This window comes from Rhodanobacter thiooxydans (assembly GCF_021545845.1).
GTDB lineage: Bacteria > Pseudomonadota > Gammaproteobacteria > Xanthomonadales > Rhodanobacteraceae > Rhodanobacter.
In genome coordinates this window covers 1-15,521 of sequence record NZ_CP088924.1, presented here as the reverse complement: position 1 = coordinate 15,521, position 15,521 = coordinate 1, and the positions used below count along the sequence as shown (strand labels likewise).

The following is a 15,521-nucleotide window of genomic DNA, read 5'->3' as shown; positions in this document are numbered from 1 at the left end:
GTCAGACCAGCGGCAGGAAGGCGGCGTCAACCGCAGCCGGCGCGCGCGTGGCGGCGCCCCGCGTCACGTCGAACACGGCTTTCCAACGCTCCTCCTTGGACACGTCCTCGTTTTTCCCTGCCCACCGACGGATGCCCTCGATGGCGGCATCGGCGGCGGCGTTCTTGGCCCGCGACCGCCTGCGCGCGCCCTTCGTGTGGACGGCGGGCTTGAGGATCGGATAGACTAGGTAATCGCCCTCATTGGACGGCTCGCCGACCGTCGCCTGTGCGAGGAAGGCGTAGCTGGGCACGTACAGCGCCAACACTTCGGCCGGTGACAGATTGGGGTCAATGTCCTCCAACACGGTGGCACCGAAGCGGAACCGACGCTGCAAGCGCGTGATTACGTTGCTCTCGCTCATGCCTGACCCTCCTCGGCTGCCGACTGGTCGGCGTGGACTTCGTCCCCTGCACTCTCCTCGTCCTGCGACGCGGTCGGTTCCTGCGCGTCCTGCGCCGTATCCTGCGGCGGCGCTTCACCGCTCGCGGCTGCGAACATGTCGCCCGTGGGCGGGGGTGCCGGCTGCGGCTTCGCGGCCGGTTTCGCCGGCGCCGGCTTGCCCTTGGTGGCCTTGGCCTTCGCTTCGGCCTTGGCGTCCTCGGCCCGCTTCTTGGCATCGGCGGCTGCCGCTTCCATCCGGGCGCGCAGCGCGTCCAGTTCGTTGAGCTTGGGCTCGCGCAGGGCGTGGAATTGCGCGACCGCCTCAGCGAACGACTGATCGAGGTCGGCGTCGGCGGGGAACGAGAGCGCGAACGGCGCGGCGAGCAGCGCCTGTAGGTGCGCCAACTCCACATCGGACGTGTCGGCGTCGATGCCTTGCAGTGCCGGCGTCACCAGCAGCCGGAAGCCGCCATCGGCATGGGGCGAGAGGCGCAGCGTCACCGCTGACTGGCCGCGCAGCAGTGGCTTGAGGGCATTCAAGAAGGACATGAAGGTTCTCCGTGGAAGGTGTAGCCATTGGAGCGCGACCTGCGCCGCGCGAAAGTTGCGCTCCAAAGTGATCGCTCAGGCAGCGAGCCGGGCCTCGGCTTTGAACTTCAACTGGCCGATGGCGCAGTCCGCATCGGACACGTCGTCGCGCTGGCCCTTGTAGACCGGCTGATACAGCGATCCCCCGCGGTACGCGTAGAGGTACAAAATCTCGGCGTGGCACCCGATCGGCGGCATCGCGTGGTTGACGGGGATGGCCACGTTGCCAACGTCCACCCACGCATCGCCGTCGAGCATTTCGATGGAGACGCTGCGCTTGGTGGCGTGGTGCGCCTTCACGCGCACCGTGGCGGACTCCACGAACTTGACCTTCAGGCAATCGCCGGTCGCGGCGCTGCGCCCCGGGGTATAGGGTGCGGACCCGCTTTTGAACACGACGCCCTCCGCGCCGGCTGCGAGCAACGCGTCGTAATTGGCGCGCTTGGAGGTGGGGAAGGAGTAGGCCGGGCTGAGCGATACCAGCTCGGCGTGCGGCAGGAGCAGCCCTTCCAAGGTCGCGTAGCGACGACGGAAGCCCTCGGCGCGCATGTCCTCACCCCGAAGCATCAGGATGTCGAACACGTAGAGCCGATCGCCGACCAGCTCCGCGTCGAGAATCGTCTCGCCAGCATCGGGCAGCACCACTGCCGCGAACTCCGCCACGCTCGCCGGCACATCGAGCACGCGACCGCGCTTGTTGGTCAGCATCGGCGCGCCACACATGACCGAGAGCACTGCACGGACACCATCGTGCTTTTCCTGCATCAGGTAGCCACGCGCCTCGATCAGCGCATCAGCGTCCAGCGCCGAGGCGGCGGCGAGCTGAAGGTCAACGTCCACTCGTGGGCTGGTCGGCCGGACAGGCCCTGCCGACACGCTGGGCGCGGCGCTCGGCGTCTGGCCCACCGCGCCAGTGCGGCGGATGACCTCGTATCCCTTGCGCTCCTTTTCGCGCACCAGCTTGTCGCGTTCGCGCTCAGCCTGAAACCGCGTTAGGTTCTCGAACTTCGCGGTGGCGTTGCCCGACGTGCCGATGCGGCCGTAGCGCGTGATGACCTTGTAGTCGTCCGCCTGGCCGGACTGCTCAAGGATGATCTCGTAGAACTTCTGGCTGCCGCCCTTGTAGCATTCGAGGCGAATCAGATCGGTGGCGTTGGACATGGCGCGGACCCTCGTGGTGGAGACAGTTCCACCGTCTCACCGATCCGTGCGATTCAAACTTGCGGCAGGTTTTATCGGGCGCGAAATAGCTGGGTCACCATGGCTCCGCATGCGCGCCAGCCCTCGGCGTAGGCCTCCCCGTCGTGGCGGTGCAAGATGCGGTCAAGGTAGATCACCTCATCGTCGCCCTCCCCCGCACGGCCCAAGATTCGGGCCGTGTCCACAGCGGACGTCCCGCGTCGCTTGATGGACACCCACTCGGAACCAATCCGAACCGAACCGACGGTTTCATGCTGCATTCTTCAACTCCGTTCTGAATTCGTGGACCTTCTGGCCGTGCATGTCCGAGAGGCCTCGGACGAAACGCTCAATGATCGTGTCAAGGTGCGCGAACTCCTCGTGCCCCTTTTTCGGCATCAGGAAATCCACCGCCGCCGCGGTCGCGTCCGCTTTGAAATCGAGCATCATCGCCTGATAGGTGTCCAGGCTTCCGGGCAATTCGAGGGTCTCGAATACCGCTCGCCGCGTCTGCTGGGGGCGCAGCATGCGATAGCGCGCCTGCTGCTCGGTCTTGGTGGTCCACGATCGGGCGGCGAAGATCCCGCGTGAGGCCTCGGGGATGTTGAGTCCGGTCTGGACGACGCCCACCGTGGCCACCATGCACGCGATGTCGCCGCGCCGGAAGTCATCGGCCAGGGCGCGATTGCGCTCGGCAATGGTCATCTGTCCGTGGAACGGCATCGCCGGCACGCCGGCGGCGCTGATCTCCTTGGCGAGCAGGTTGGCTAGGCCCGGGTTCTCCACGTAGACGATGGTCTTGTGCCCGTCGCGGACGTGGTGGACAGCCCGCTTGATGGCATAGCGCTGCTTGCTGGTCAGGCGCCCGTACACCCCAAAGCCATCGACGCCTTTTTGAGGGTAATTTCCCGCCATCAAAAGCGCGCCGATGCGCGCCAGCAACGCAATGAGGTTGAGCTGCTTGCCCTGGTGAGACGCTTGCGCACGTGCGTGGTGATACCAGTTCGTGAACTCGTCGGCCACCGTGAGCCAGTAAGAGAGGTGCGCCGCGTCCCACGGCACCACGTGATGGACGACCTCATGCGGCGGCGTGCGCACGTACTTGGCGACCTCCGGCTCTTGAGCTACCCGACGCTTGATGAAGGGTGCGACCCACGCGCGCAATTGAGCGAGGCCCTCGACCTTGGGCACCTCGCGCTTGGCGCCAGATCGCAGATCCTCGGCAAACTCGTTGGTGACCCACTCGGTGACCACGTGGCGTTCCCGGAACACGTCCACGCCGCGGCGCGCCGGTAGCATGCTCGCCAGCAAGACCGGGTCCAAGTAGGGATGAAAGCGGCCATAGGGCTGCACGGCGGTGCCGTCACCGCCCGCCCACTCGAGCAACGGGAGCAGGTCTCGAGGGAGGTTCGCGCAGGGCGTCCCCGTCATGCCGTACCGTCGGCGCGGGCTGACGGCATACACGGCGCGCGTTTGCGCCGAGTCGGGATTTCGCAGCAGGTGCGCCTCGTCACACACCATCGTGGCGATGCGCCGGCGCAGAAGGCTGGCGTAGGTGCGGCGCGGGTGCGCTCGGTTGATCGGCATGCGCAGGCGGCTGTAGGCGATCACGTTGATCCGGCGTAGCTCACTGCAGTCGTCTGGGGACAGAATGACCTGGTAGTCGTCCTTGGGGACACCGACTTCGGCCAGCTCAGTCAGTAATTCACCCACCAGATGCGCCTCGACGCAGATGAGGTTGTGCCGACCGCCGGCCAGGCAGAGCGCGATCGCGGTGCGCGTCTTGCCGAGCGCCATCTCAAAGCCCACCACGCCCCGGCGTGCGAGACGCAGCTCGACCACGTCGGCCAGCTGGTAGGACCAGGAGGCCACGCGATCGGCGCCCGTCGCCGCCAAGCGCGCGCGTGCCGCCAGGGCTTGCACCGGAAACACCTTTTCCCGGCTCGGATGGATCTCCACCCACCCTGACCCCTTGGCGGCCTGCTCGCACTGGAACGCCGCGGCGAAGCCGGGCGCATCGAGCACCAAATCCTCACCGGTCACGGGATGCGTGGTCCTGTACGTGCCCCCCTCGGTGGTGAACTCGACCTCCTGGCCCTGGAGGAACATGCCCGAGCCCCATGTCATCGGGTCGCACTGCAGCGCCTTGCGTGCGGTGGCGCGCAACGTCCCCTGCTGGGGCATCCCCTCGATCAAAGCCATGCGCCCGAGCGGCGTCCGCGCGCGCGTGTCGCGGCGGATGCGCCGGCTCAGGTAACCGACAATGCCGGGGTCAGGCCGCGGATCGCCGCCAGCGGCCCGGACCGTCTCGATGAACTGCTGCCAGGTCGCGAGCGGTTCGCGCTGGGCGAGGTAGACCTCAAGGTCGACCTGCCCCTGCCCTCTGAAGCGCACACCGGCCGGGTAGCGGCCCTCCTCCGGCAGCCGCCGCGGCAGCTTGGCTCGCAACACGGCATTCATCACTCGGGCTTGGGTAAAGCCGCAAGCAAAGCCCAGGTGGACCTTGCGCCCACTGTGGGAGATCCGCACGCGCGCATCACCGGTGACCGGGAGAGTCACCGCCGGCACCGATGCCGTGATGGTGGCCGGCGTCAGTGTCGCCCGTGCCTCGGCCGTGTTGGGGCACTCCAGCGCCAACCTCGGCAGCGCTTCGTCCAGTGTCGACAGTGTGCGAACGATGGGCGGCGCGGGGTGGCAAGCGCCGAACACGGCTACGCTGACGTCCACGTCCGTTCCTTCTTCGCGGAAAGAACCCGCCGGCAGGCGCAGCACCGCGCGCAGTCGCCCCTGATCGAGATCCGATCCGGCCAGGGTGCAGGCGAAGCTGGTGGGCAGAAGGGCGACCACGATGGCGCAAGCCGCGAGCGAGCGCTCGAGGGCATAGACATGACTCATTGCCGACGTGTGCTCGCCGAACTTGCCCATCGTCGTCGCGGAACCGACCTGGAGGAGCGGCGATTCGAGGTGAATGGAGAACGGCGGATTGATGAGGCCCACGCCCCAACCCTTCGCACGCTGCTCCGGCAGCGCGAGGGCCTCCATCGTCAGAATGAACCCCGCCTCCTCCGCGACGGACATCAGCGCGGTGACGCTGGGCTCGTGAATGTCGGCGCCGCCCAGGACATGAAGCGCCGGATCAGCGAATCGAAGGAGACTGCCGGTACCGACGCTATTGTCCAGGATCGACACCTGTGCACCGGGATGCCTGGCCAGCGCGGCTGTCATCGCCGGCTGCGCGATGCGCCACATCAGCGCAGCCACAGGCTCGGGGGTGAAGAACTGCGACAGGTGGATCTGACGGGCGGCGTGCAGTCCGGCCAATGAGCCGGGGCGTGCTGTGCGGGAGCCAAGGCTGCGCAGATCGCGTAGCGGGGCGTGCCAGTCGCGGGCGGTTGCGTTGATCGAGGTCATGCCGACACGTTGCCAGCTCACGCACGGCGCCAAAGTCGGCCACATTTTTGTGGCGGTATCATGGGGGGCGATCCTCACTCCATGAATATGTCCAAGCGCACCCCCGCCCAACGGCTCCGCACCCACCTTCGCGCCAACCTCCGAGCGAACCTCTCACGCCTGCGGACCTCCGTGGTCGAGGGTGCGCAGGTCGCGGAAAATCGGATGGCGCTGCTTGGCGCCTTGGCCGTGGTGGCGCAGCCCCTTTTCTATGTCGTCTTCGGCATCCTCTTCCCCCAGCCGCACGAGAACCTGTGGCTACGGCTGGTGATCGTGCTCCTCGGCCTGCCGATCGTTCTGGAGCCCGTGATACCGCCCAAGTGGCGCCGACATCTTCCGATCTACTGGCTGCTCTACATCACGGCCACCCTGCCCCTCTTCAGCACCTACATGCTGCTGATGAACGGCATCTCCGCCGCGTGGCTCGCCTATCAAGTCGCCGCGATCATGCTGGTCTTCATGCTGTTCGATGCGCGCGCCGGCTTGCTGTCGGTGTTCGTCGGGTGCGGACTCGGTGTGATTCTCGACAATGTGTTCCATCACGCAGAGATCCATTACCGCACGCTCGGTCCGGTAGTCGCCGTGTGGCTATTTGCCGGCGCGGGCGCCGTGATCTGCGACCTCAGCCGCGCGATCGCCTGGCGCGTGCGGACGCACAGCCTACAGTCGGTCACCGCCACGATCTCGCACGAGCTGCGCACGCCGCTTGCCTCGATCCGTCTGGCCGCACTCGGCCTGGATCGCCACTTCCCGGAATTGATTGCCGGCTACGATGCGGCGATCGCCGCCGGACTCATCAGGCCACGCATGCGCGCCCGATCGCTGGCGGTCGTGCGCGAGCTCGCCGACACCGTGTCGTCGGAGGCCGAGCACGCCCAGGTGACCATCGAAATGCTCCTCGCGGCGGCGCAGGCCACAAGCCAGCAAGCGATGGGTCGTGTCGACGCCGGCGCCACTGTGTCGGCGGCGGCTGCGCGCTACCCATACGGGTCCAGTGCTGAGCGCGGCCGCGTTCACGTTGCGATCAAGGACAACTTCTGCTTCTTCGGCTGGGCACCGGCTCTTACCAACGTCATCTTCAATCTGCTGAAGAACGCGATCCACTACACGGCCAAGAAGAGCGAGGCCATGATCCACGTGCAGGTCGATCGCGTTGAGGGTGGCCGCGGCCGCATCACGGTATTCGATACCGGGACGGGCATTGCGCCGAGCACGTTGCCGCGCGTGTTCGAGCGCTACGTGTCCGGTAAAGACCGCCCGGAGACCGCGCTGGGCATCGGACTGGCGTACTGCCAAGATGTCGTGCGAAAGATGAGCGGGACGATCACCTGCAGCTCCACCGAAGGGATCTTTACCCGTTTCGTCATCACCTTTCCCATCCTTGCAGAGGACGCACCCAGTGCTGCGTAACATCCCAGACACGGTCCCGCCGTTCTACTTTCCCACGCGCGTCCTGCATATCGACGACAACGAGACCTACCTCAAGGTGATGCGACCGCATCTCGATGTCACGTTGGAGAGCTTTTCCTCAGCGAACGAGGCACTGGACCAGATCGCGTCCGTGGAAGGCCGCCCGGGAATCCTCAGCTCGTTGGTGCGGCGCCGCGCCAAGGGCAACGAGGCCGAACTGGTCCTGGACGTGCCGATGATCCACCACATCATGTACGACCCCCGTCGGTTCAACATGCCGTCGGTGGTCGTGGCCGATTACGCGATGCCGGAAATGAACGGCCTCGAGGTGCTTGCCTCCTGCGCCGAACGGCACGTTGGACGGGTTCTGCTCACGGGCCAGGCCAACAAGGAAACCGTCATCCGCGGTTTCAACCAGGGCCTGATCGACCATTACGTCGAGAAGTCCTCGACCACCGCCATCGCTGATCTCGCGGCGATCATCGACCAGCTCCAATGGCGATACTTCAGCCGGACCTTCGCGTCCGTGGCGCAGTCTTTGTCGCGTGACGACTTCGGGTTCCTCTGGGATGCGGAGGCCTTCGAGGCGCTGATCGGCCTGCTGCCGTGGGAGCCGTGCGAGATGTACGTGCACGGCGCGCCTAACGGCATTCTCTTTCTCAGTGCGCAGGCCGAGGGTGCGTTCCTCGTGATCTCCACTCCCGCGGCGATGCTCAACCTGATCCAGGCCGCGGAGATGGCGGGAGTGCCGCGCGACGACCTGGCCCGGATGGAGTCGGAGGAGTGGGCACCAGTCTTCCACGAGGGTGCCAGCGAGTTCGTCGCGGGCCAAGCCAACTATGACCTCGTCCCGGTCGAGCCGCTGCGCACGGCCGAGGGCACCTACTTGGTGGGCGTGCTGGAGGACCTCGCGCGCTTCAAGCTGGACCAGGTGACCTCGTACGACGAGTGGCTGGACCAGCACGAGGCCGTATAAGCCAGACGCTGGCGGTCAGCCGCCGGCGCCGACAAACGTTCGCCGCTCGAAGGTGCCCGTCCAGATGCCCTTCTTCTTGAACTTCGCATCCGACTCCTCAGCGCTGTAGTCGCGGGTGATCGGGGTATCGGCGATCGCCCATCCGTCGCGCACCAGCACCGCGCTGATGTCGAACAAACCCACGAAGCACTTGCCGACCATCCGGCCCTGCGGGTCGGTCCCCTTGTCGAAGCACGCCACCTCGTAGCGGCCGAGCGCGCGGCGGAGCGCTATCAGGCTCTGCTCACCGCAGTACCAGTCGACCGAGCCCGTTCGGCACGGCACCCGCGCGTCTGGCACCGCGATGCCCCAGAGAACGACCTGGCGCCCGTTGAGCATGAAGCTGTTGGCTGAGACGACCGCGGGCTGGCCGACGATGGCGCCGCGCGCGGCATTAGCGCGGGTGCGTTCGTTGGTGATCTCCTCCGGGGTCGCCCGGCGGGCCGGCGCGATCGGTGCCGAACGCGCAGGGGCTTGGTCCGGTTCGGTGACGCGGTCGAATGCGCGCCCGGCCGCGTTGGTCCCCTCGAATCGATCGAGCAGCCGCTCATCGGCCGCCGTCACCCCCGCGTCGCCGGTGTCGGTGGGAGCCGTGTGGCCGCCCCAGCGCTGATAGGCGATGAAGGCGAAGACGGCCCCGCTGGCCAGGAGGGCGGCCAGGAAGAGGCCGCGGTTTTGAGGTTTGGTGGCTTTGGCCATGCGTATCTCCGGTGGTGTGCTGAAAGGTTACGCATGGAGACTCCGCAGGAATCTGCAAAACCTGCTGAAATGACCTCGACCTTTTCTGGCCACAGGGGCCGGTGCCCGAGTCATTCTGTGTCCACTACTGACGGACGCCACCGAGAGCCGATGCGCATGTCACGATCCAACCGCTTACGCTCCAAGCAGGCCAATCAGCCGTTCGAGATGCGCCTCCCGGTGCCAAACCCGGCCGAGTCCTACGCCCTCGCATTGACCGCCGCTCATCTGGCCCACGCCGTCAAGCTCGGGGAGATCCTGACCGCCTGCGACGCCGGCTCGGATCTGACCCGACGGTTGTCCGGAGAGATCGATGCGCTGCTGACCGCCGCCGATGAGCAGTGGAAGGTGTTCCTGTCGCGTGCCTGCGTCACCACGGCTGAGTACGACGCCATGGACGCCATGGGACCACCGAACACCATCGCGATCGACGACAACGGACTGCCCGTGGCCATTTGGGAGTCGGCCGCCCCGCGTGAACCGTCTGAGTGGCCGCCGGGGCTGACGCTGGCCGTCGCAAGTCACGAGACGACGTTCATACCGACGGTCCCCTTTCGCCAAGTCAACGTCGCTTCACTGCCGGCCGGGGTCCACACAATCCGAATCACGGATCCGCGCCACGCGGCCATGTCCGCGCTCGACGAGGTTTTCCGCGTGATGGGTCACGACTTGGATACGCACGTACGCGACGCGGCCTCATCCATCGCCTGGCGTCGCCTCGCCCACCTGGTCGGCTTCTACAGGAAGGCAGCCAAGCTATCCGGTGATGCGATCTGTGAGGACGAGTTCCGCGAATGGGAGCAGCGCACGCGCGAGATCACCCCGGTCGATCAGATGGCACGTGTCATCGCGGAGGGAGCGCTGACCTGCCGTGCGCAACATGTGGCCGCACTGCAGCTCGTGGCTCGACTGGTCGGTCGCGCGATGGATGAGAGCCAGGCCGCCGCGCTGGACGCGGACGAGGCCGAATGGCTGGCGTCCACACTAGCGGTGGTGGATGAGTCTCGCACGGTGGTGGCCACGGCCATGCACGGCTACAACCTCGCGCTGATGGCCTTCGCCGGCGTGTCCGCACAAGGCACCTCGGCGATGGCCATAACGCGTCCGGTACCGCACGGCCTGCCGGTCTTGGCCATCGTGCCCGAGGGCACATCGGTTGCGACCATCTTCGGACACGGGCTGCCCGGCAAGGGGGCGAGTGAGGCACTCGCCAACGTGGCGACGTGCCCGCCTTCCTTGCAGCACGACGGCGACGCGGGCGATCACGCCACGCTCGGTCCGCAGACCAGGTCTACCTAGACACCGGGAACGGCCGGGCTCTGCTCCGGCCCGTAGCCTTTGGCGCGCTTGACGAGCTCTGCATTGATGCGGGCCTGCGCCATCTGAAGGACCTCCAGTGGGGTGCGTCCGCTGAGGACCTTCTGCGCACCTCCGATCAGCTGCTCTGGCGGCAGCTTGTCGATCGCGACCTTCTGCGCGCGCAGCTGCGCGATCGGCAGGCTGGCCACCATCAGGACACGTACTGCCTTCTGGAAGGCCCTGGCTTCTTCATCGGGCAGGCTGGCGGTGATCGCATTGATCGAGTCCACCATCGTGTCCAGCGACGACCCGTCGATCCGCATCGTGTGCATGGCATCGGCCACCCGCGCCGTGGACGCGTCAGTCACCTCGGCCACCTGGCCGCGCGTGGAGTCCGCGGAGGCGGCGATGTCGTCGGCGCTGCGACCCATCGTCGCCTCAGACACGAACGCGAGCCCACTCTCGGCGCCACCTGATCCGATCTCCCCTTGCCATGGCGAAGCCGGAATGGGCCGCTCCTGGGCGATGGCGGCGCCGACCTCACGAGCGCCCTGCTCGGTCTGGCGGTTGTGCCGCACGACCAGCGCGGTCACGACGATGGCTGCGACGACCAGCCCGACGACGAGCGCCGGTGCCTTCGATTCCTGTGAGTCCATCCTGTAGCTCCTCTTCACTGAATGACCTGCGCCGCCTGGACCTGAATGTCCACGGTCGTGCGCCCTCGAAAATGGTTTGCAGCCAGCTGGTAGGTGGCCAGCACCTCTTGGCCGACGCCTGCCGGGACCCGCCCCCCTGGCGTCATGGCGCGGAACCAGATGGCGGAGTGACTGCCGTAGTTGCTGCGCAGCTGCAGTTTCAGATGGCTCCCGTCGCCCACCGGCTTGACCTGCTCCACTACGAAGCGGTCTGTGAAGGCCGCGGGCTCGAACTCGCGACCGTACGGCTCGAGCGCATCGAGCTCCTCGATCACGGACATGTCCGGCGCGCGCCCCAGCGGCCCGTCAGACCACGTGATCGGCATCAGGCGCGACGGATCGATCTGGGCAGCCACTGCCTCGCAGAAGGCGTCTTGGAATCGCACGAGGTCCGCCTCAGCCAATGCCGTGCCACCCGCGCCGGCATGCCCGCCGTACGAGAGCAGGAGCCCGGGATTCGCGGTGGCCACGGCGGCAAGCGCTTTGCGAACGTGCACGCCGGGAACGGTGCGGAGCGAGCCGGTCAGGATGCCGGGGTGACCCTGCTTAGGCGACAGGCAGCACGTGGGCCGGCCAAAGGCCTCCACGATGCGTGAGGCGGTGATTCCATGCACGCCGCTGTGGCCGTCGGGAAGATGAACCACCACAGCGGGCATGCCGGCCTGCGCCTGCACGCTGGCGATATCCATCGCCACGGCGGTCATGGTCCGCTCAACCACCTTTCGTGCTTCGTTCTCGCTGTCGAGCAGCGCCGCCAGGTAGTCGGCCTGGTCCTCATCGGTCGTGGTGAGGAACTGCAGGGATGCCAGCGGATCGGCCATGCGCCCCCGGGCATTGATCCGCGGCCCCACGCCGTGGGAGATGTCCTTGGTGGAGAAGTAGCTCTCCAATTTCATCACTTTGCGCATGGCCTGCCACGGCGCACGTTTGGAGTTGTTGATCAGGCGCAGGCCGTAGCGGATCACCGCGCGGTTGTTGCGCGATCGCGCGAGGGACACGGCGTCAGCCGTCGTGCCGACCGCGCTCCAAGCCAGCAGGGGCGCGAGCGTCGGGGCATCCTCCGGCAGGTGCCCGCGGCGGATGAGCTGCTGCCGGACCGCGCACATCGTCAGCCACATCACGTGGACGCCGGCAATCAACGGGTCGGGGAAGCGCGAGTCTTCGCGCGCTGGATTCACGCACGCGAGGGCTGAGGGCGGCCCCTTGCCCTCGACGCCATGGTGATCGGTGACCACCGTGCAGAAGCCCGCTGCCTTGAGGCGTGCGAGCCTGGGCTCATCACTGCTGCCCTGGTCGCCGGTGGCAATGAGGCAGGGACGGGGCAAGTCGTTGATGATCCGCTCGACAAACGCGTCCGATACGCCATAGCCCTCGCGCTGGCGATGGCTCTGCAGCAACACGATGCGATCCCTGGGGACCCCGAAGTACTCTGTCAGTGCCAACAGGAACACCGCGCCGGCATTCGCTCCGTCCGCGTCATGATCGAAGACCCCAGCCAAGTGCATGGACGGATCCATAACCGCATCGGCAAGTGCGCCGGCCGCCACGTCGATGTCCGGAAGGAGCTCCGGGCTGTCGAGCAGCCGCGCGCTGGGCGCGATGTGATCTCGCAACGACGAGGTGCTCGCGGGAACGCGAGCGGCGATGACGCGCGCCTGCAGCTCGGTGAAACCTTCGGACCGGGCTCGGGTGAGCACGGCGGGGTCGATGGGTCGATCGCGCGTCGTCGGGAGCATGGGCGTGGTCTGTGTCATGACCTCAAGCATCGCGGTCTGGAGGGAGGCTTCAAAGATCGGTCAGATCTCCGCAAATGCCTCGTCCTCCTTGAAGGAGCGTGCATCGCGGACGGCGGCCTTGAAGCCAGCGCTGGGCTTAAACACCGGAATCCGGGTGCTTGGCAGCCACACGGGCTTGCCGGTGTGCGGGCTCTTTCCCTGGCGCCCCGGCCAGTCCTTGGAGAGAAAGCGGCCGAATCCCGTCACCTGCACGGTGCCGCCCTGGGCCACATGCGTCGCGACGATCTTGGCGAGGCTGTTGATGACGGCTAGCGCCGCGGCGTGGCTGATGCCCACTTCCATCTCTAATCGCTGGGCAAGTTCGGTCTTGGTCACGTGATGTATCTCGAGCGGGACCGCCTCCTGCGGTCCCTTTGTGCATGCGGTGGAATATCCCGGGCGCGCTAGCGCAGCGGGATCGTGTCGTAGCCCAGCTGCGCGGCAACAAAGCTGGCCAGGTGCAACGCTTCGGGTGCGTCGTCTACGGCCAGTCCCAGTTGCTTTGCCCAGGCGGCGAGGCGGAGCTGGTTGGCCTGGAGGTACTCACTGGGACGAGGGCGAAGACCGTCGGCCACATGCGTCGCGATCGCCGCGTTGTTGATCGCGGCAACTTCTTGCCCGTCGCGATCGAAGCGCAGCCATAACCAGGTGCGAACGCGCCCGTCCGATCCGTTCTTGCTCCCCGTGTCCACGTAGATCGTGTCCACCTTGGGCAACAGCTCATCGAGTCGATCGAGCGCATCGGCGACCATGGCATGAACGGATTCGCGCGCCTCGCCCACCGGTGCCACGTCGTCGCCCCGCGACGCTGCGCCCTGTGCCGTGCACCAGGAGCCACGCGGGTTCAGCTTGAAGAGCTCGCGGCCGGCCCAGTAGACCTCCTTGGCCACACTGGGTGAGAGCGAGGTCTCCTTCGCCAGGCGGTCGATCGCGCGGTCCTCGTGCAGCACGTGGGGGGTTAGATCCACGCGCGTGGTCTTGTTGCCCGACGTGCGCTGGAGCACCAGCGTGTTCTGGGAACGATGCGTGATGTCGCCGGTGATGTCGGTGGTGACGGAAAGCAGCCGGGGGATGTTGGTGTGAATGACCCGCAGGTGGGCCAGTATCTGGTGGTGGGGGTACACGGTTCGTCCTTCAGGGATTGGCGGCGGGGCGCGCGACGCGGCGCGCGATCGCCTGGTCGATCTTCTCGAGGTAGATGCGCTGCAGTGCTGGGTCAGGGGAATGGTAGAGGCCGATGGCTTTGGCCAGTGACTTGCTCCGGACCAGCCCATCCTTGAAGAGCCACCCCTGCACGAGGATGTTGACGCAAAGATCGTCTCGCAGGACCTCCTCCGAAATGCCCCGCGCGGCCAGCTGGTCGAGATGGCTGGAGTTGATCTGGGCTTTGCCGATGTCGTACGTGCCGTTGCGGTTGGTCCTGGAGTTCTCTCCGACCGTTCCCCCTTCGACGTCCAGGATGAGATACAGCGGAATTGGGTCGATGTCGAAGACGGCCGCGGCCTTGGTGACGCAGGCGCGCACGTCCGGATCGTCCTCTGGAAACCGGTGTTGGCGCGACTTGGGTCTGTGCTTCACCGCCGGCGGCGCAACGTGTGCAGAGCGAGCGGCCTGCGGTTCGCGCACGAACTCCGGTGCTGCACCGGTGATCGTCGACACCGCTCGACCCAAGGTAATCGTGCGAATGGCGCTGCCATCGGCCTGTACCGCTGCCGCCAGGCTGAAGGCGAGGCCGCCGAACGCCATCATCGCCGCGCGTTGCTTCGTATTTGCTCTCATCCCCCTCTCCTGTTGGTTATGACGTCGTCGCAGGACTCAACTGTAGGTCGCTGGACGATGATTCCCGGTCCGAATGACCGCCATCGCGTGGCGTCGTTTCGCTAGCCGAGACGGCCACGATTCTTCGGCGAGACCCAGCGCTGGCGCAGATCGTCCATCCGCTCATCGAGCGTCGCGTCGACCAGGTCGATGAGGAAGCAGGCGCGCACGGTGTCGTCGTCCATTAACGACTCCTCGAAGAAGTCCGGCGGCAGGGTGGCCAGGTGCCGGTCGAAGTAGTAGCGGGCTGCGACCGTGGTGAATTCGTGCTGGACGCCAGGCTCATCGTCCGGGATGACGATGCGCGCGACCACGAGGCCGTCTCGCACGATCTCGGCGGCCAGGCCCGGCTGCTTGGCTCGCGCCATGTAGCGGATGTTGCGCGCGCTGTAGGGGGCAAATCGCTTGGTGGACACACAGATCTCCAGGGGTGGGTGACGCGCCCAGAAAATCACCCGGCCTGTGCGGACAAAGATCGTGCTGGTTGTCTCAGGAATCGCGACTGCGGTTCGAGCCGTGAGACAGGCGGCCGCGGAAGAATCCGATGGGTACGGAGATCCATGAAGGCACCGGCTGGCCGTGCAAGGTGCCGGGTTCGAACTTCCATTGCGACACGGCCGCGATCGCCGCTTCGTCGATCTGCGGGGCCACGCTGCGCGAAACGCTGATGCCCTCCGGTAGCCCGTCGGGCCCGACAAGCACGATGAGCACCACCCAGCCTTCGGCGCCCTCCTCGCCGTAGGCGCTGAGCGGATACTCGGGCATCTCGGTGTTGCGGTACGTCGCGATCTCACGTGGCGGCACATCCGGGCGCTTGAGCGGCGCGCTGACCAGGTCCTGCGGCCTGGCGGCCACTCGCACCCTTCGAGGCCGCACCGGCGGCTCAACCTTCGTTCGGGGCATGCGCACGGCCGTAAGTGCCGGCCCCCGCGACGGCGGCTCAGCGCGCGCCCGGTGCTCCATGGCTGGCGCGGGGTTGTGGCGCACGAGCGAGACGATCAACACATCCCGCCGCCCCGCCGGAGGTTCGACGCGCGGCGGCGCGGCACGCACCGGCAAAGTGGCATAGATGACCAGGCACGCGTGCAGCAGCAGGGCGATGGTCCAGGCAGCGATACGACTGGGTTTCAT

The 15,521-nt window shown here is 66.6% G+C and carries 15 protein-coding genes; 3 read left to right on the top strand and 12 right to left on the bottom strand.

Annotated elements, in window-relative coordinates; genetic code table 11:
* Position 1: 1 nt before the first annotated feature.
* The 4 genes from LRK53_RS18190 to LRK53_RS18175 all read right to left on the bottom strand — a co-directional run bounded on the left by LRK53_RS18190 (position 2) and on the right by LRK53_RS18175 (position 5,601).
* Complete coding sequence (locus LRK53_RS18190) at positions 2-403, bottom strand: PRTRC system protein C (protein WP_235642791.1); 402 nt, start codon at positions 401-403, stop codon at positions 2-4.
* On the bottom strand, positions 400-972 hold the full coding sequence (locus LRK53_RS18185) for a PRTRC system protein E (protein ID WP_235642790.1): 573 nt from the start codon (positions 970-972) through the stop codon (positions 400-402). Before LRK53_RS18185 ends, LRK53_RS18190 begins: the two co-directional genes overlap by 4 nt.
* A gap of 75 nt (positions 973-1,047) precedes the next feature.
* Entirely contained in the window at positions 1,048-2,172 is a 1,125-nt protein-coding gene (locus tag LRK53_RS18180; protein WP_235642789.1) for a WGR domain-containing protein, read from the bottom strand.
* Positions 2,173-2,460: 288 nt separating this feature from the next.
* Entirely contained in the window at positions 2,461-5,601 is a 3,141-nt protein-coding gene (locus tag LRK53_RS18175) for a DEAD/DEAH box helicase (protein WP_235642788.1), read from the bottom strand.
* An 81-nt stretch (positions 5,602-5,682) separates the two neighbouring features.
* Here LRK53_RS18175 and LRK53_RS18170 point away from each other — a divergent pair, with 81 nt between their 5' ends.
* Together LRK53_RS18170 and LRK53_RS18165 are read left to right on the top strand one after the other, a co-directional pair.
* A complete protein-coding gene (locus tag LRK53_RS18170) occupies positions 5,683-7,050 on the top strand; it encodes a sensor histidine kinase (protein ID WP_235642787.1) in 1,368 nt (455 codons plus the stop codon).
* Positions 7,040-8,026 carry a response regulator gene (locus tag LRK53_RS18165; protein WP_235642786.1) on the top strand — a complete coding sequence of 329 codons (987 nt, stop codon included), beginning with the start codon at positions 7,040-7,042 and terminating at the stop codon, positions 8,024-8,026. The genes LRK53_RS18170 and LRK53_RS18165 overlap by 11 nt, the downstream gene beginning before the upstream one ends.
* A 15-nt stretch (positions 8,027-8,041) precedes the next feature.
* Here LRK53_RS18165 and LRK53_RS18160 read toward each other — a convergent pair whose 3' ends face one another.
* The gene (locus LRK53_RS18160) at positions 8,042-8,764 is read right to left on the bottom strand and encodes a thermonuclease family protein (RefSeq protein ID WP_235642785.1); all 723 of its coding nucleotides are present in this window, start codon (positions 8,762-8,764) and stop codon (positions 8,042-8,044) included.
* A 156-nt stretch (positions 8,765-8,920) separates the two neighbouring features.
* Between LRK53_RS18160 and LRK53_RS18155 the strand changes: the two genes are divergently transcribed.
* A complete protein-coding gene (locus LRK53_RS18155) occupies positions 8,921-10,102 on the top strand; it encodes a hypothetical protein (RefSeq protein ID WP_235642784.1) in 1,182 nt (393 codons plus the stop codon).
* Here LRK53_RS18155 and LRK53_RS18150 read toward each other — a convergent pair.
* The 7 genes from LRK53_RS18150 to LRK53_RS18120 all read right to left on the bottom strand — a co-directional run bounded on the left by LRK53_RS18150 (position 10,099) and on the right by LRK53_RS18120 (position 15,521).
* Positions 10,099-10,758, bottom strand: a complete 660-nt coding sequence (locus LRK53_RS18150) for a DUF6694 family lipoprotein (RefSeq protein ID WP_235642783.1) — start codon at positions 10,756-10,758, stop codon at positions 10,099-10,101. The two genes, LRK53_RS18155 and LRK53_RS18150, sit on opposite strands and share 4 nt — an antisense overlap.
* 14 nt (positions 10,759-10,772) lie before the next feature.
* Positions 10,773-12,551: a single-stranded-DNA-specific exonuclease RecJ gene (locus LRK53_RS18145; RefSeq protein WP_235642782.1), complete on the bottom strand. Its 1,779-nt coding sequence runs from the start codon at positions 12,549-12,551 to the stop codon at positions 10,773-10,775.
* A gap of 42 nt (positions 12,552-12,593) precedes the next feature.
* On the bottom strand, positions 12,594-12,908 hold the full coding sequence (locus LRK53_RS18140; protein WP_235642781.1) for an HU family DNA-binding protein: 315 nt from the start codon (positions 12,906-12,908) through the stop codon (positions 12,594-12,596).
* Between the two features lie 68 nt (positions 12,909-12,976).
* On the bottom strand, positions 12,977-13,696 hold the full coding sequence (locus LRK53_RS18135; RefSeq protein ID WP_235642780.1) for a hypothetical protein: 720 nt from the start codon (positions 13,694-13,696) through the stop codon (positions 12,977-12,979).
* Positions 13,697-13,706: 10 nt separating this feature from the next.
* Positions 13,707-14,351, bottom strand: a complete 645-nt coding sequence (locus LRK53_RS18130) for a lytic transglycosylase domain-containing protein (protein WP_235642779.1) — start codon at positions 14,349-14,351, stop codon at positions 13,707-13,709.
* A gap of 101 nt (positions 14,352-14,452) precedes the next feature.
* On the bottom strand, positions 14,453-14,806 hold the full coding sequence (locus tag LRK53_RS18125; RefSeq protein ID WP_235642778.1) for a hypothetical protein: 354 nt from the start codon (positions 14,804-14,806) through the stop codon (positions 14,453-14,455).
* A 73-nt stretch (positions 14,807-14,879) separates the two neighbouring features.
* Positions 14,880-15,521, bottom strand: a complete 642-nt coding sequence (locus tag LRK53_RS18120) for an energy transducer TonB (RefSeq protein WP_235642777.1) — start codon at positions 15,519-15,521, stop codon at positions 14,880-14,882.

Bases quoted from the DNA above. Each gene is read 5' to 3' on its own strand.
- LRK53_RS18190 (WP_235642791.1), bottom strand. From the start codon at position 403: ATGAGCGAGAGCAACGTAATCACGCGCTTGCAGCGTCGGTTCCGCTTC.
- LRK53_RS18185 (WP_235642790.1), bottom strand. From the start codon at position 972: ATGTCCTTCTTGAATGCCCTCAAGCCACTGCTGCGCGGCCAGTCAGCG.
- LRK53_RS18180 (WP_235642789.1), bottom strand. From the start codon at position 2,172: ATGTCCAACGCCACCGATCTGATTCGCCTCGAATGCTACAAGGGCGGC.
- LRK53_RS18175 (WP_235642788.1), bottom strand. From the start codon at position 5,601: ATGACCTCGATCAACGCAACCGCCCGCGACTGGCACGCCCCGCTACGC.
- LRK53_RS18170 (WP_235642787.1), top strand. From the start codon at position 5,683: ATGAATATGTCCAAGCGCACCCCCGCCCAACGGCTCCGCACCCACCTT.
- LRK53_RS18160 (WP_235642785.1), bottom strand. From the start codon at position 8,764: ATGGCCAAAGCCACCAAACCTCAAAACCGCGGCCTCTTCCTGGCCGCC.
- LRK53_RS18155 (WP_235642784.1), top strand. From the start codon at position 8,921: ATGTCACGATCCAACCGCTTACGCTCCAAGCAGGCCAATCAGCCGTTC.
- LRK53_RS18150 (WP_235642783.1), bottom strand. From the start codon at position 10,758: ATGGACTCACAGGAATCGAAGGCACCGGCGCTCGTCGTCGGGCTGGTC.
- LRK53_RS18145 (WP_235642782.1), bottom strand. From the start codon at position 12,551: ATGACACAGACCACGCCCATGCTCCCGACGACGCGCGATCGACCCATC.
- LRK53_RS18130 (WP_235642779.1), bottom strand. From the start codon at position 14,351: ATGAGAGCAAATACGAAGCAACGCGCGGCGATGATGGCGTTCGGCGGC.
- LRK53_RS18120 (WP_235642777.1), bottom strand. From the start codon at position 15,521: ATGAAACCCAGTCGTATCGCTGCCTGGACCATCGCCCTGCTGCTGCAC.